Below are 15,577 nucleotides of genomic sequence, written 5' to 3'. Positions count from 1 at the left end.
TGTGGCGGGAAAGTGGCAACAGCCCGCCACCATCCGGCAACAGCCCGCCACCATCCGCCCGCAGCGGCCCGCCAACACGGGAGGAGCGCCATGCCCGACCAGTCCCTCGCCGATCTCAGGAAGTTCGTGGCCCCGGAATTCGTCTTCGGCCCCGGCGCAGGGTCCCTCGCGGGCCAGTTCGCGGCCAACCTTTCGGTCAAGAAGGCCCTGATCGTCTCAGACCCTGGACTCGTGCGGCTCGGTCTGCCCGACCAGGTGGCCGCCAGCCTGCTGGCCGAGGGCGTGGACTGCGCCCAGTTCTACGATGTGACCGCCAACCCCCGCGACTCGGAGGTCATGGCCGGGGCCGACCTCTTCCGGCGCGAGCAGTGCGACGCCCTCGTGGCCGTGGGCGGCGGCAGCCCCATGGACTGCGCCAAGGCCATCGGCATCGTCTGCACCAATGGCCGCCATATTCTTGAATTCGAGGGCGTGGACAATGTCGAGCGGCCCGGACCGCCGCTCATCTGCATCCCCACCACGGCGGGCACGGCTGCGGACATCTCCCAGTTCTGCATCGTCAACGACACGGGCCGCAAGGTGAAGATCGCCATCGTCTCCAAGACCATGATTCCGGACGTGGCCCTGATCGACCCGGCCCTGACCATGAGCATGGACGCGCACCTGACCGCCCACACCGGGCTCGACGCCCTGACCCACGCGGTCGAGGCCTACGTCTCCAACGCCAGCTCGGCCATCACCGACCTCCATGCCCTGGAGGCGGTGCGTCTGGTCCACCGCCACCTGATCCGGGCCATCGAGACCCCGGACGACATGGGGGCGCGCACCGGCATGATGCTCGCCTCCACCTATGCGGGGCTGGCCTTCTCCAACGCCATCCTGGGCGCGGTCCACGCCATGGCCCACAGCCTGGGCGGCCTGCTCGACCTGCCCCACGGCCTGTGCAACGCCATCCTCCTCGACCACGTGGCCGACTTCAACCTCGCTGCCGCGCCCGAGCGCTACCGCCGCCTGGGCAACGCCCTGGGCGCGGACATCCCGGCCAGCGCAGGCGAGGAAGATATCAGGCGCGGCACCCTGGGAGCCATCAGGGAGCTCAAGCGGGCCGCGGGCGTGACCCAGACCCTGTGCGACCTGGGCATGACCAGGGCCGAACTGCCCCTGCTGGCAGAAAATGCCCTGGCCGATGCCTGCATGCTCACCAACCCGCGACAACCCACGGCCAGCGAGGTCATCGGCATCTATGAAAAGGCGTGCTGACCGCCCAGCGCCCGATCCAGGGGCGGAGCGGGAAAAACTGATCGGCCTGGGCAGACGGTCCATCGGCAAGAGCTATTATCCAGAACTCAGAAACCGCCTGGATGAACTGGAGCGGTTCCGCGCCCTGCTCGACCGCGTCAGCGACGCCATCTTCGTGGTCAACGCCGACACTGGGCTGATCGTGGACTTTTCCGGCGCCACCCTGTCCATGCTCGACTGCGGCAGGGAATCCCTGCTCGACATGCCCTTCAAGGGGCTGCTGCCGGAACACATAGCCCGCTATGCAGACAATCTCTTCAACATCTCCACAGAGACCCTGAGCCTGGAAACCGAGTTTCGCCATCCGGCCACGCCCGATCGGCTGCCGGTGCCCGTGGAGATGACCCTGCGCATCGTGGAGCATCGGGAGGTGCGCCAGGCCATTGTCGTGGCCCGCGACATCTCGGAGCGCAAGCGCAGCGAGGAGTCCATGAAAAAAAGTCACGACGAGCTGGAGGTCAGAGTGCGCGAGCGGACCAGGGAGCTGGCCAGGGCCAACAAGGCCAAGACCGAATTCCTGTCCATCGTCTCCCACGAGCTGCGCACGCCACTGACCTCCATCATCGGCTTTGCCAAGATCATCCGCAAGAAGCTGGCGGAGCGCGTCTTTCCGGCGGTGGACCGGGACCGCGACCCCAAACTTTGCAAGGAGATGGACAGGATCGGCAAGAACATCGACATCATCGAGGCCGAGGGCGAGCGGCTGACCGCCCTGATCAACGATGTGCTGGACCTGGCCAAGCTTGAGGCCAACAAGGTGGAATACCGCATGGAGCCGCTGGCCCCGGCAGAGTTTCTCCGGCCTGCCATGGATTCGTCCTCGGCCCTGTTCCAGGCCTCGGAGGTCCTGTTCCTCAACGAGGTGGGCCCGGACCTTCCCCAGGTCATGGGCGACCGCCACCGCCTGATCCAGGTGATGGTCAACCTCTTCTCCAACGCCGCGAAATTCACACGCCAGGGCAGCGTCACCTGCCGCGCCGAGCTGGTGGGCGCCCACCTGCGCGTCAGCGTGGTGGACACGGGCGCGGGCATCCCCCAGGAGCAGCAGACCTCCATCTTCGACAAGTTCATCCAGGGGCAGGAGAGCCTGACCGACCGGCCCACGGGCACGGGCCTTGGCCTGCCCATCTGCCGTCAGATCATCAAGGACCACCAGGGGCACCTGTGGGTGGAGAGCGCGCCCGGCCAGGGCAGCAGGTTCCTCTTCACCCTGCCCGTCATCGCCGACGCCAAGCCGGAATGACCCGCCCGCCGGACGTGAAAAAGGGCCGGTGCGCACCCTGCGCACCGGCCCGGATCGTTGCGTGTCGTCATGGCCGCAAGGCCGTCCCTTCATGGCTAGAACCGGAGCAGGTAACGGTGGGCAATGTCCCTGTAGGTGCCGTCCCGGCGCATCTGGTCCAACGCCCGCTCCAGCTTCTGACCCACCTCCGCCTTCTCGGGATAGTCCGAGGCGCGGGACAGAACCACGTAGGCGGGCTTCTTCTCCAGTATCTTCTTTGGCAGGTAGATGATGGAACTGGTCATGCCCATGGTCTTCAACCGGTTGTAGGTCACGTCGATATTGCCCGCGTAGGCGCTGACCTCGTCGGAGATGAGTCCGCTCAGGGCCGAGGCCTGATCAGGGTAGGTGCGCAGGGTCATCTTCCCGGCCTTGGCAGCCGCCTCGAACTCCTCGCCCAGCGACACCCCGGCGGCACGGCCAATGGTCTTCCCGGCCAGGTCGTCGAAGGAGCGGAAGGAGAAGTTGGTCCCCACCTTGGTGAAGAGCACGTAATCGCTGTAGTGGAGGGGGACCGCTTCCAGAAAGATGGCGTATTCCTGGCGCTGCTCATCCTTGAACAGGGCAAAGGCGCCGTCGCACTCCCCGGCCTTGACCATGCGCACCAATTCATCCCATGGCCTGAGCAGAATCTCGATCTCGACCCCGGCCCGGCGCGCGGCCTCGGTCATGACCTCCACGTCGATGCCCGAAGCACGGCCCTGGGAGAGCATGGAATAGGGCGCGAAGTCCATGTCCGAAACAAAGGTGAATGTCTGGGCTCGGACGGCCTGGGCCATGAACGTCACGACCAGGACCAGGGCGGCAAGAAGGGATCGCATCGGGTGTCTCTCCGTGGGGTGTGGGGTTGTGGCTTTCCGTGTACCGCAATCGGGCGTTGTACACAATCGCCTTGCGCGCCCGTGATGATCACAAAAGTTTATCATATGCACCTTCATCTTTGTCCGGCAATGGCATAGGATGAGCCAACAGACTTCTGGGGAGGGGACGATGCAGTGAAGCCGGATCACATCCTGATCATAGAAGACAGTCCCGAATTCGCAAGACTCGTGGCCCATCACCTGGAAGCCAGCGGCTTCTCTGTCCATCTGGCCGAAAACGGGCGCGCGGGCCTCGACGCTTTTGGCGGGCGCCGGTTCTCTGCCGTGCTCTTGGACCTGCAACTGCCGGACATGGACGGCCTGGCCGTGCTGGCCGACATGGCCGACCGGAGCGACTCCATCCCCCTGATCGTGGTCTCGGGCAGCAACGGCATCGAGGACGCGGTCCAGGCCGTACGCCGGGGCGCGTGGGATTTCGTGGTCAAGGGCGAGGCCGTGCTGGCCGAACTGGATCATGCCCTGTTCAAGGGGCTGGAGCGCGCCGCCTATCTGGCGGCCCAGCGCGCCCGGCTCGACTTCGAGATCGCCGAACACCAGCGCACCCAGAAGGCTCTGGGCAACCAGATCGCCTTTCTCCAGACCCTCATCGACGCGGTGCCCAACCAGGTTTTCTACAAGGATGCGCAAGGCCGCTACCTGGGCTGCAACAAGGCTTGGGAGGAGTTCGCGGGCATGACCCGCGAGCAGGTGGTGGGCCGACGCGTCGAGGAGTTCGCCCCGCCCGCCGAGAGCCCCGTCTTTGTCAGCAAGGACCGCGAACTCATGGCCACGGGCGGGCACCAGGAATACGAGCAGGTCACCCGCTTCGGCGGCATTGAGCGCGACATCCTCATCCGCAAGGCGGTCTTCAATGGCCCTGACGGCACCCCTGGCGGCATCGTCGGCGTCCTGACCGACATCACCCGGCAAAAGGACATCTCCCGCAGACTGCAAAGGAGCGAGGAACGGCTGCGCACCATCCTGGAGACCTCCCCCCTGTCCATCATCGTGGTGGACATGGAGAGCGGCCAGACCCTGTTCTGCAACGCGCGAGGGGCTGAATTGTTCGGCGTTGACCGGGCCAGGGCCCAGGGCATGTCCACCAGGGCATTCTACGCCGACTGGCAGGCCCGCGTCGATCTCTTCGAGCGCATCATGCAGGAGGGGCGGCTGGACAACGTCGAGGTGGAGATGGTGCGCGCCGACGGCAGCCGGTTCTGGACCCAGGCATCGGCTGTGCTCATGGTGCTGGACGGGCGCAAGGCGGCCTTCATCGCCTTCTGGGACGTGACCGCGCGCAAGGATATCGAGGAGTCCCTGCGCAAGTTCCAGTTCATCGCCAGCGCCTCCCAGGACATGATGACCCTGATCAACCGGGATTTCGTCTTCGAGGCGGCCAACGAGGCGTACCTGGACCACCACGGCAGGCCTGAGAGCGGCGTCATCGGCCATCCCGTGGCCGAGCTGTGGGGCGCGGGCCCATTTGAGAAGGCCATCAGGCCCAGGCTGGAGAAGTGTCTGACCGGACGCAGCGTCGTCTACCGCGAGTGGTTCTCCTTCCCGGTCTCTGGCCGCAGATTCTACGAGGTGACCATGTACCCCTACTGGGGCGAGGGCAACGATGTCACCCATGTGGCCACCGTGACCCGCGACATCACCACCCGCCAGTACAACGAGACCGTGGCCACCATGCTCTACCGCATTTCCGGCGCGGTCAGCACCACCACGGACCTCGAGGACCTCTACCAGCGCATACACGCCATCCTCAATGACAACATCGAGGCCGCCAACTTCTTCATCGCCCTGCTCGACAAGCAGCGCACCCGGCTCGAATTCCCCTACATTGAGGATGAGAAGGACGATTTCAAGGGCAAGATCATCCCTCTGTCCGAAGAGGACACGTGCAGCCTGACCGTGGAGGTCATCCGCACCGGCAGGCCGCTGTTGGTGACCAGCAAGGAGCTGGCCTTTGTCGATGTGCCGGGTCCGGGCGATCCCGGCCTGCATCCGGTGGACCGCATGGTCCGCAGCGAGTTCCTGCGCGCCAAGGGGTGCGAGGCATCGATCTCGGTGGGCACCCCCTCGGAGGTCTGGCTCGGCGTGCCCCTCAAGATCAGGGGCGAGGTGGTGGGCGTCATGGCCGTGCAGTCGTACACCGACCCCTACCAGTACACGGCCCGGGACGTGAACCTGCTCACCTCGGTCTCCGAGCAGGTGGCCCTGGCCATCGAGCGCAAGGCCAACGAGCGCGACCTGCTCAAGGCCAAGGAACTGGCCGAGGCCGCCAGCCGGTCCAAGAGCGAATTCCTGGCCAACATGAGCCATGAGATCCGCACCCCCCTCAACGGGGTGCTCGGCATGCTCCAGCTGGCCCAGACCACCCGGCTCGACGCCGAGCAACGCGACTTTGTGGACACCGCCCTGGCCTCGGGTCGCAGCCTGCTGGCCATCATCAACGACATCCTCGACTTCTCCAAGATCGAGGCGGGCAAGCTTGAGGTGATCACCGAGCCCTTCAGCCTGACCCCGTTCCTCGATGACGTGCTGACCACCTTCCGGGGCGAGGCCCGCGACAAGGGGCTGACCCTGGCGGTGGACATCTGGCCCGGCACGCCCGAGCATCTGACCGGCGGCAAGAGCCGGGTGCGCCAGATCCTCTTCAATCTGGTGGGCAACGCCATCAAGTTCACGGACCAGGGATCGGTGACCATCTCGGTCTGCCCCCTCGGCCCAGACCCCAGGGACGGCAGGACGCGACTGCTCTTCAGCGTGAGCGACACGGGCATCGGCATCCCGGACGCCATGGTGGACCTCATCTTCGAACCCTTCACCCAGGTGGACGGGTCCTATATGCGCCGTCATCAGGGCGCGGGGTTGGGGCTTGGCATCGTCAAGCGGCTCATCGGCCTGCTGGGCGGGTCCATGTGCATCGACAGCAAGACCGGGCGCGGCACCACCCTGCATGTGGTCCTGGGCTTTGACAGCGCGACCCAGGCCGACGCCGCCGATGGTTCGGACAGGATCACTGGCCCGGCCCGCCAGGGGCTGCGCCTGCTCGTGGTGGAGGACAACCGGGTCAACCGGCTCATGGTGGCCCGCATGCTGACCATGATGGGCCACGCTGTGGAAACGGCCAACAACGGCGAGGAGGCGCTCAAGACCCTTGAGACACAGCCTTTTGACGCAGTGTTCATGGATATCCAGATGCCGGGCATGAACGGGGTCCAGGCCACCCGCCGCATCCGCGAGGCGGACCAGGGCTCCGGCATCGACCCGGCCATTCCGGTCATCGCCATCACGGCCCACGCCATGGCGGGCGACAGGGAGATCTTCCTTGAGGGCGGCATGGACGACTACATCGCCAAACCCGTGGAACTGACGGAACTCGAGGCGGTCCTGGCCCGGCTCTTTCCCGCGGCGTGACCGACATGAGCGCCCCGGCCCTCTCCATCATCGTCCCCAACCACAACTACGGACGCTACCTCCCCCGGCTGGCCGCCAGTCTGGCCGGGCAGCAGGGCGGCCTCGACGCTGTGGAGCTGATCCTGGTGGACGACGGCTCCACCGATGACTCGCGCCAGGAGGCCGCAGCCCTCAAGGCGCTCCCCCTGGCCGGATTCTCGGCCCTGTGGCTCGACCACTGCGGCCACCCCGGCCCGGTGCGCAACGCGGGATTCGCCAGGGCGCAGGGCGGGCTGATCCTGTGCCTGGACCCGGACGACATCCCCGGCCCCGGCTACCTGGCCGCCTGTCTGAACGCCCTGGCCGAGCGGCCCGACGCCCATCTGGCCTACACCGATTACACCCACATCGAAGACGGCCACGCCCGCGACATCCCCCTGCCGGACTTCGACCCCGGGCTGCTGCGCGTGCAGAACATCCTGCCGCCCGCAGCCGTCATTCGCCGCAAGGTCTGGGAGGCGTCGGTCGGCTACCGCGCCAACACCGCCTACGAGGACTGGGACTTCTGGGTCCAGGCCGCGGTCAACGGCTTCGGCTTTGCGCGCGTGCCCGGCCCCCGGTTCGGCCACCCCATGCACGGGGCCAACCTCTCCTATGCCGCCAGAAAGAACGACGCCCGCGCCAAGGCGGCCATTGTCCTGAACAACGCCCTCTTCTTTCCCGCTGGGGTGCGCCACTGGGCAGACGCGGTCATGACCGGCCAATCCTGGGCCGATCCCGGCCCGCGCGGCATCATCCCCACCCTGGACGTGGTCAGGTCCATGCTCGCCCGAAGCGATACGGACAGAGGCTGAGTCACCCCTTCCTCCTTCCCTTTTTTTCGTCCTTTCTCTCCTCCGGTCAGTCTAGAGTTTTTCAGGATTTTCACTGGCCTTCCGGTTGCACTTGGGGTAATTTCCCGCCAATGGGACTGAATACCCACGCCGCCCGTCCGGTATCCTACTTCCCCGTCTCCCCGGTGATGCTGTTTCCGGAGGCCTTGGGGGATTTCTCCGTCTACCTCTGGCAGGGGGGGGACTTTGTCCTCTACACCGTCTCCGGCCAGAAGTTCACGGTCCGGCACCGCAAGACCCTGCACGACAACGGGGTGCGCGAAGTCTATGTCCAAAGCTCGGAAAAGCCCCAGTACGAGCTGTACATAGAGCGCAACCTGGGCACCATCCTGCTTGACGAAACCCTGCCCATCGAGGTCCGCTCCCAGGTTTTCTACGAGGCCTCCACCGTGGTCATGCAGGACATCTTCGACCACAAGCTGCCAAGCGCGGTCCGGGCCAGACATTTTTCCCGCATCACCGAGATCGTCAAGAACTCCATCCGTTTTCTGGCCTCGGACAAGACCCTGTCCGCCGTGGCTCCGTTCATCTCCCACGACTACAAGACCTACACCCACTGCATGCACGTGTTCATCTACTCGGTGGCCGTGTTCCAGGCCTTTGACATGAGCGAAGCGGACACTTACGAGTGCGGCCTGGGCGCGCTGCTGCACGACATCGGCAAGGCCAGGATCCCCCGGCGCATCCTGAACAAGCGCGGCTCCCTGACCCAGGCCGAACGCGACGTGATCAAGGAGCACCCGGTCCACGGCGTGTCCATGTGCGCCCATCTGCCCATGACCCAGAACACCATCAACTGCATCCTCTTCCACCACGAGAAGCTCGACGGCACGGGCTACCCGGCGGGTCTCAGGCGCGAGAGCATCCCCCTGCCCGTGCGCATCATCTCCGTGTCCGACATCTACGACGCCCTGACCACGGCCCGGCCCTACGCCGAGGCCATGCCCCCCTACGAGGCCCTGACCCTTATCCGTCACCAGATGCGCGACGGAGTGGACATGGACATCTTCAAGAGGTTCGTGGCCGTCCTGAGCGGCGCAGACATGATCTGACGGGCTGCGGCCCCTGTGCCCTCTCCTACTTTTCTATTTTCCGCATCGCATGGCGCATTCTCCTTTACCCGGCACCGCTCTGTGCTTAAGGTCCATGACAAGGCTGGGCCATGACAGGCCCGGCCCATGGACACGGGAGGCACGCATGACGCCAGACAAGGGACACACCACCATGGACGAACTGGAGGAAGTCCTGTCGAATTTCGGCATGGCCGACGATCCGAACTGGGTCGCCGTGGTCCTGTTCGTGCGCAATCTCCTGCCCCGCCTCTCTGTCTACACCGACCAAAAAAAGGCCGAGATCCAGCACGACATCCTGGCCGAGCTGGCCAGGTGCGACTTCTCCAGGGATCACCTCGAAGCGGTGGTGGCCATGCTCGACATGCACATCATGCAGACCATCGGCGCTCTGGAGCTGGAGGAGGCCCTGACCCAGGAGAAGCGGTCCGCCACCGAGCTGGTCAACGAGATGAACATGATCATCGGCTCCATGCAGGGCCACGGCGAGCGGCAGAACCGCAAGCTCAACGCCTTCAAGGAAGACACCGTGGGCGTCATCCAGTCGGGCGGAACCCGCTCGCACATCGTGGCCAAGGTGCGCGGCATGTTCCAGGAGCTCATCGTGGAGTTCAGGGAGGAGGCCAGGGAGTTGCAGGAACGCACCCAGGCGCTGGAGCACACCGCCAACTTCGACCCCCTGCTGACCGAGCTGCACAACCGCCGCGCCCTGGACGCCCATGTCCAGGCCTCGGTCCTGGCCCTGCGCAAGGGCCAGGGCGGGCCGCTCTCGCTGATGATGATCGACGTGGACCACTTCAAGCGGGTCAACGACACTTTTGGCCACCAGGCGGGCGACGACGTGCTCCACGCCCTGGCCCGGATCATCACGGCCCACGCCATCCAGTATCAGGGATTCGCGGCCCGCTACGGCGGCGAGGAGCTGGTGGTGGCGGTCAGGAACATGCCCCTGGACACCGCCGTGCTCAAGGCCGAGGCCCTGCGCATGGATGTGGAGAACTACGACTTCCGCACCCGCACCGAGGGCCGACTGTCCGAGATCCCGCTTCAGTTCACGGTCTCCATCGGCGTGGCCGAGTGTCGGCCCGACTGGGACGCGGCCAGGCTGATCAGCGCGGCAGACACGGCCATGTACGAGGCCAAAGCCCATGGCCGCAACCGGGTGAACGCGTACCGAAAACCCTGATCGGGTCTGAAGATCGATAACTGCCGATGCCTGAAACAACTGTATCAACTAGATTTTTAACTTGCCGAAAACTCCTGGTCACCGCTGGTGTCCTGTGTCTCTTCCTCTCCCTTGCGCCGGCCTGGGCCAAGGGGCCTGAGGGCCGGTTGTCCGTGGTCCTGCTCCACGGCGTGGACAGGGACGACGCCCGCACCAGGGCCATGGCCCAGGGGCTGGCCGAGGCCCTGTCCTGGCGCGGCGACATCGTCTCCATCGTTCTCGGCTCCCAGGCGCGCGGGGACGAGCACTTCCACGCCCGGTTCGAGGCCCTGCGACCGGCCTGGGGACACGCAGCGCCCACGGTTGTCATCGCTGACGGCGAGGCATCCTTCGCCTTTGTGCGCAAGTACCGCGACGATCTCTTTGCCTATGCCCCGGTCCTCTATTGCGGCATGGATACGCCCGACCCGGAATACCTGCGCCAGTGCGGCGACTGCACCGGCCTGCCCGAGACCCCGGACGTGGCCGCTGCCGTGGACCTGCTCTTCAGACTGCGCCCGGACACCCGGCTGGTGGTGGGAATCATGGACGGCTCGCCGGGATCGCTCGCCCTGAGCCTGGCCACGGAGCGGGCCGTGGCCCAGGCCGTGAGCGCGGGCCAAAAGCATGTCCAGGTGGTGTTTCCAGGCCACGAGCCGGGCGACGAGGCCGGGCTGACCTTGCGCTCGCTCCGGGGTGTGGCCTCAAGCATACCCGCGAACGGGGCCGCGCTTTTCCTCGGATTCGCCAACGACGCCCAGGGCCGGGCAGTGGACCAGGACGAGGCCGTGCGAATCCTGGCCGGGCGGAGCAGCGGCCCGGTCTTTGCCCTCTCGGACCGATGGATGGAGCCGGGCACGAGCCAGGGGATCGCCGCTGCGGTGAGCGTGCCGGGCCGCGACCTGGGCGCGGCCCTGGGCGGGCTTGTCCTGCGCATCGCAGCCGGGGAACCGGCCCGGGAGATGCTGCCCGAACGTCTGTCCGCGCGGGCCGTGCTCGACCTGACCGTGCTGGCACGGTTCGGGGTGCCTGCGGACCGGCTCCCGGCAGACGCCCTGACCCTGAATCCGGTCCTGGCCCCGGACGATCCGGCGGGCGCTACACCCACCGGAACCTTGGCCCTGGCCGCCGTCCTGGGGGCGCTGGCCTGGGCCTGGCTGCTGCTCAGACGCCGAGCAGCCCGTAAAGATACGTGGCCTGGGCCGCGGCCATGAGCCCCACCGCCGCACTGGCCACATAGACCATCCGCCGCGTCTCGCGCCGCATCCGGACGCACATCTCGGCCAGCTGGCCCGACACGTATTCATGGGTGTATTTACTGTGGCTCAACCAGATCATGACCACCTCCCGCCGTTGTGTCCGCGCCCCGGTCGTCGCCCAATGCGGGCAAGCCGGACCCCGGACCTTTTCCGGCAGCATAGCCGCCCGTTCAAAAGGCACGACCATTTTTGCGGCAACAGGCAGACAACCTGGTCACTTTTGCGTGACCGGACCGTGACGCGGTCCGCTGGGGTTCAGGAGGGTTGCTGGGAGGAGGGAATCGTCTGGAGAAAGCGGACCAGGGTCCGGCAGACCATCTGGTCGTAGTGCCGCTCCTTGCCGACCAGCTCGGCGGCGGCGTTGATGGGCGCGAGCCCCTGGCGCAGGGGCTTGCCCGTGACCATGGCGCAGTAGGAGTCGGCCACGGCGGCGATGCGGCCCAGATGGCCGATGCTGTCGCCGGAGAGTTTGTTGGGATAGCCGCTGCCGTTGAGCCGCTCGTGGTGCTGCATGACCGGCTCGGCCAGCTCGGGCCGGGTCAGGTTGAGCCGGTTCAGAATTTCCAGGCCCATCCTCGGATGCTCGCGCATGGTCCGCTGCTCGGTCGGGGTCAGCTGCTGGATTCTGGAGATCATCATGGGCGAGACCCTGCTCATGCCGATGTCGTAGAGAAAGAATCCCAGGGCCACGGTCTCCAGCATCTCGATGATGATGTCGCCCCGGTGCATCTCCATGTACACGGCCAGGGCCAGGAGCGATCCATTGATGCGCCTGCGCTCCGGGCCAAGATCGCAGTGCAGGTGTTGGACGACCGTGCCCATGCGCCGGCTGTCCTCCACCACATAGACGCAGAAGGAGGACAGGGCGCGCGTCAGCCCGTCCAGCTCCTGGGGCATGGGGTGGGCGTACACCGCGTCCTGCCTGCGCGCCAGTTCGCCGATGAAGACCCCGGCCTTCTCTTCCCAGGTCAGGTTGGGGTCGTCCAGTGCGGTGTCGAGGTTGCAGGCCACGCAGGCCGTGTACGCCTCGATCTGGTTGCGGGAGAAGAAGAGCAGCCCCTGCTCGCTCAGCCCCCGGAGCCGCTCGCGCAGCCGCCGGTCCACCTCGCGCCCGGCGCGATAGACCGGGGAGAGCACGCGGATGTCCTCGCGCCAGTGGAAGAGATCCACAGGAAAAGAGGCCCTGGGGAAACAGTCCAGGATATTGGGGTCTATCTGGTTGTATTCCTCGGTGTTCGGGCCGTCGCCGCCCTCGATGCCGTTGATGCCCAGAACGTTTTGCCGTTTCGCCATATTCACACAGCCCGTGGTTATCGCCGGGAAAGGGAAGTCCCCCTATAGCCGCGAAATCCGGTTTCGTCGAGCCCCGGGCCTCAGCCAAGGGCGGCGCACAGGACCGCCGCCGTCCACAGCGCGGCGCAGGCCACCCCGGCCACCGGGATCATCCACCACTTCAGGCGCACGGACCGGCCCCGCAGCCGGAAGGTGCCGCAGCAGGTGAACAGGCTGGCGACCATCTGCGCGAGCAGGCCGGACACGGCCAGCGCGGGCAGCGCGGCGATCCAGAAAAGCGGGTCGGATATCCACCGGGCGGTCACGGGCCGCGCCTCCCCTGGAGCGCACGACGGACCGGGCTCAATTCATGATCCATTCGACCAGCAGGGGCGGACGCGTCAGGCCGCTGATCTGCCGGAAGTGACACAGGGCCGTCAGCTCCACGCCGTTCTTGATGATGGACACGGGCCGGTCAGACGACACGACCACCACCACGATGTCCTCATGCTCGGCAGTGAACCGCAGGGACGAGTTGAAACGCGCCCCGCGCGCCCTGTTCTCGCCGGGCACGGCCCGGCCATCCATGAGGCAGGCAAAGCCGTGCAGCTTGAGATCGCGGCCCAGGTGCAGCGCGCCGTCGAGCTTGGCCAGGGAGCAGGCGAGCTTGAGCTGGCCGCTATCCCGAAGGTCGAGGGGACTCTCGAAATGCTGGCCCGACATGAACAGCCGCTCCACCCCGGTGTCGATGACCAGAGTGCAGCCGTGCTTGCGGTCGCGCACCCGGTTGACCATGAGCGAGGCGATCTGGAGCAGGGTGTGCTGGTCCTCCATGGGCATGTCCGTCTCCAGCAGCTGCTCTTCGAGCTGGACCAGATTGGCCCGCATGTTGGAAGAGTGGAACGCGCCGTCATAGAAGGTGCAGACCAGATCGTCCTTGAGCCACAGGAAACCGTGGGTGCCGCTGAACTGTGCGGTCAGGTACGCGCCGGGCATGGGGCCGATGGCGATACCGAGCACCAGAGCCCCGTCCGAGACGAGCACCCGCCCTGAATCCTCCACGGCCTGCAACAGTTTGCGCACATGCTTGCAGTCCTCCAGCCTCGGCTGCTCCGTGGCCGGAAACCGGCAGATGAAGCGCACCTGACCGAGCTGGCCCGGCTCCACCACCACCATGCGCCCCCGTGGCCGCGCGCCCTCCTCCTGCGTGCCTGACACGCCAAGGACCGCGTCCAGAAAGGGATAGACCCTGATCCGGGTGTCGAGCCAGCCAAGTTGGCTGCGCTCGTCCACGATGTGGTCGCGCACGGCGTGGGTGGCGCAGTGCTGGAGCACGATGCCCGCAGTGTCCAGGTCCATGATCTCCCTGGTGGCGAAGTTCTGGGCCAGAAGTCCGGCGGCGTATTCGAGCCAGCGCGAGGTCGGACCGGTGGAACACATGGCCGGATGCTCGTCCGTGAACCACATCTGGTAGTGGAGGGCGTGGGAACGCGCGCCCAGAGCGATGGTCCCGGCCAGGTCGAGCCCGGACTCGTCGGACTCGATCAGCTTCAGATGACGGCCCGACACGGGCGAACCGCGCCAGGAATTTGAGTAGATGTAATAATCGCGCAGTTTTGGCTCGTGCCCGACCAGCAACCCCTGAGGATCACAGATACGCGGCGGCGAATCAGGGCTGACAGCGTAGATGAGCGCGGCCCGGCTGGGCGGCGAGAAATGGGACAGCCCCAGGCGCAGGCCGTCCATGATGTGAAAGATGCAGATGCTTTCAAAGGATGCTGTGCCCATACCCGACTCCGAAACGTGTACGCATGCCACGGTTTTGACAGGTCATGATCATGAGTAGGCTGAAAAACGGAGAAATGTCCAGATGGGAAAACGAGATACGCGCCTCCTGCCGGGATAAACAGGACTCGGGTGGGCCGAACCGGTCAAGACCGGGCGGCCATGAGCAGGTCGGCCAGCTCGCGGACCACGCCGTGGCCGCCGCGGGCCAGGGTCACATATCCGGCCAGGGCACGCACCGAGGGATGGGCATCCGCCGGGGCCACGCAGAACCCGGCCAGGGCCATGGCCCCGGCATCGTTGACATCGTTGCCCACAAAAAGAATATCCGCCAGGGCCACCCCGCGCCGCTCGGCCAGCGCGACCAGGGCGGCAGGCTTGTCGGCCACCCCGCTCTCGGCGATCAGGCCGAGCTTCATGGCCCGGGCCTGGACCACGGGGTTGGTCTCGGTGCTCAGGATGCACTGATCCACGCCAAGCCGGGCGATCATGCCCACGGCCAGTCCGTCGCTACGGTTGGCGGCCACGGATTCGCGCCCGTCCTGGTCCACGAAAACACGGTTGTCGGTCATGACCCCGTCAAAGTCGTAGACCACGAGCCGCACCCGCTCCACGCCGGGCAGACCGCGCTCCTCAAGCAGGATCAGCTCGCCGTCCGGACCAAGATAGAGCGGCGTGTCGCCGAGCCGGTTTGCGGCCCGTCCGCCGCCATGGGCCATGATGGCGCTGGCCGCGCGTTCCCTGTCGGCCACGGACACGCACAGGACCACGCGCCCGTCCATGCACTCGTGCATGCACCCGACTTCTGCCACAGGCCTGTCAGACACCACCGGCACCAGGCGCAGGGATTGCCCGAACGCCCCGGCCAGGGTCTCGCCCGCACCAGCACCGGCATCACACCCCCCTCCCGGCACGTAGCCCAGGCCCTTGGCGTAAAAATCGCGGGATTTTCCAATGTCGCGGACCAGCAGCACGACCGCAGGCACCTGGGGCGCGAACAGGGGAGTCATGATGGGTGCCATGGCGGCTCCTTATGGGTTTGTGACCGGCCCGGATGCCGGAGTTGCGCAAAGGATACGCCGCCTTGCCCGCGCGCGCAACACCCGCGCGCCCCACGACAAAGCCTTCCCCACACCGGAACGCCCTCCGGCACGGCCCGCACAACCGACTTCGCCCAAAAAGTCAAAACATCTCAACAGGACAACAGGCAGTCAACCGCCATGGACAGACACCGCTGACCCTCGGATGCCG

General features: G+C 66.1%; 13 protein-coding genes. 7 read left to right on the top strand and 6 right to left on the bottom strand.

Going from position 1 to position 15,577, the window contains the following annotated elements:
* The first annotated feature begins 90 nt into the window (after positions 1-90).
* Both ercA and DAES_RS00155 read left to right on the top strand, forming a co-directional pair.
* Positions 91-1,260 (top strand): alcohol dehydrogenase-like regulatory protein ErcA, encoded by a 1,170-nt coding sequence (ercA, locus tag DAES_RS00160; RefSeq protein ID WP_013512998.1) that lies wholly within the window; start codon positions 91-93, stop codon positions 1,258-1,260.
* Positions 1,244-2,542, top strand: a complete 1,299-nt coding sequence (locus tag DAES_RS00155; protein ID WP_013512997.1) for a PAS domain-containing sensor histidine kinase — start codon at positions 1,244-1,246, stop codon at positions 2,540-2,542. Before ercA ends, DAES_RS00155 begins: the two co-directional genes overlap by 17 nt.
* Before the next feature lie 95 nt (positions 2,543-2,637).
* Here the strand turns inward: DAES_RS00155 and DAES_RS00150 are convergent, their stop codons facing one another.
* On the bottom strand, positions 2,638-3,402 hold the full coding sequence (locus DAES_RS00150; protein WP_013512996.1) for a substrate-binding periplasmic protein: 765 nt from the start codon (positions 3,400-3,402) through the stop codon (positions 2,638-2,640).
* 174 nt (positions 3,403-3,576) lie between these two features.
* Here DAES_RS00150 and DAES_RS16760 point away from each other — a divergent pair, with 174 nt between their 5' ends.
* The 5 genes from DAES_RS16760 (at position 3,577) to DAES_RS00125 (ending at position 11,224) form a co-directional block, all read left to right on the top strand.
* Positions 3,577-6,864, top strand: a complete 3,288-nt coding sequence (locus DAES_RS16760; protein ID WP_013512995.1) for a response regulator — start codon at positions 3,577-3,579, stop codon at positions 6,862-6,864.
* 5 nt (positions 6,865-6,869) lie between these two features.
* Positions 6,870-7,697, top strand: coding sequence for a glycosyltransferase family 2 protein (locus tag DAES_RS00140; RefSeq protein ID WP_013512994.1), 828 nt, complete (start codon positions 6,870-6,872; stop codon positions 7,695-7,697).
* Positions 7,698-7,882: 185 nt separating this feature from the next.
* A complete protein-coding gene (locus DAES_RS00135) occupies positions 7,883-8,788 on the top strand; it encodes an HD-GYP domain-containing protein (protein WP_236608432.1) in 906 nt (301 codons plus the stop codon).
* A 145-nt stretch (positions 8,789-8,933) separates the two neighbouring features.
* Positions 8,934-9,992, top strand: a complete 1,059-nt coding sequence (locus DAES_RS00130) for a GGDEF domain-containing protein (protein WP_013512992.1) — start codon at positions 8,934-8,936, stop codon at positions 9,990-9,992.
* A 146-nt stretch (positions 9,993-10,138) separates the two neighbouring features.
* Complete coding sequence (locus tag DAES_RS00125) at positions 10,139-11,224, top strand: hypothetical protein (RefSeq protein WP_041271285.1); 1,086 nt, start codon at positions 10,139-10,141, stop codon at positions 11,222-11,224.
* Here the strand turns inward: DAES_RS00125 and DAES_RS17465 are convergent.
* The 5 genes from DAES_RS17465 to DAES_RS17860 form a co-directional block, all read right to left on the bottom strand.
* A complete protein-coding gene (locus tag DAES_RS17465; RefSeq protein ID WP_013512990.1) occupies positions 11,175-11,348 on the bottom strand; it encodes a hypothetical protein in 174 nt (57 codons plus the stop codon). The two genes, DAES_RS00125 and DAES_RS17465, sit on opposite strands and share 50 nt — an antisense overlap.
* 176 nt (positions 11,349-11,524) lie before the next feature.
* Entirely contained in the window at positions 11,525-12,562 is a 1,038-nt protein-coding gene (locus DAES_RS00120; protein WP_013512989.1) for an HD-GYP domain-containing protein, read from the bottom strand.
* 80 nt (positions 12,563-12,642) lie between these two features.
* Complete coding sequence (locus tag DAES_RS00115) at positions 12,643-12,867, bottom strand: hypothetical protein (RefSeq protein WP_013512988.1); 225 nt, start codon at positions 12,865-12,867, stop codon at positions 12,643-12,645.
* A gap of 37 nt (positions 12,868-12,904) precedes the next feature.
* A complete protein-coding gene (locus DAES_RS00110; RefSeq protein WP_013512987.1) occupies positions 12,905-14,329 on the bottom strand; it encodes a diadenylate cyclase in 1,425 nt (474 codons plus the stop codon).
* Positions 14,330-14,472: 143 nt separating this feature from the next.
* Positions 14,473-15,348 carry an HAD hydrolase family protein gene (locus DAES_RS17860; RefSeq protein ID WP_013512986.1) on the bottom strand — a complete coding sequence of 292 codons (876 nt, stop codon included), beginning with the start codon at positions 15,346-15,348 and terminating at the stop codon, positions 14,473-14,475.
* Positions 15,349-15,577: the final 229 nt, after the last annotated feature.

It is taken from the genome of Pseudodesulfovibrio aespoeensis Aspo-2 (assembly GCF_000176915.2).
Lineage (GTDB): Bacteria > Desulfobacterota > Desulfovibrionia > Desulfovibrionales > Desulfovibrionaceae > Pseudodesulfovibrio > Pseudodesulfovibrio aespoeensis.
The sequence above is the reverse complement of the archived record's forward strand: the minus strand, read 5'-3'. Positions and strand labels throughout refer to the sequence as shown.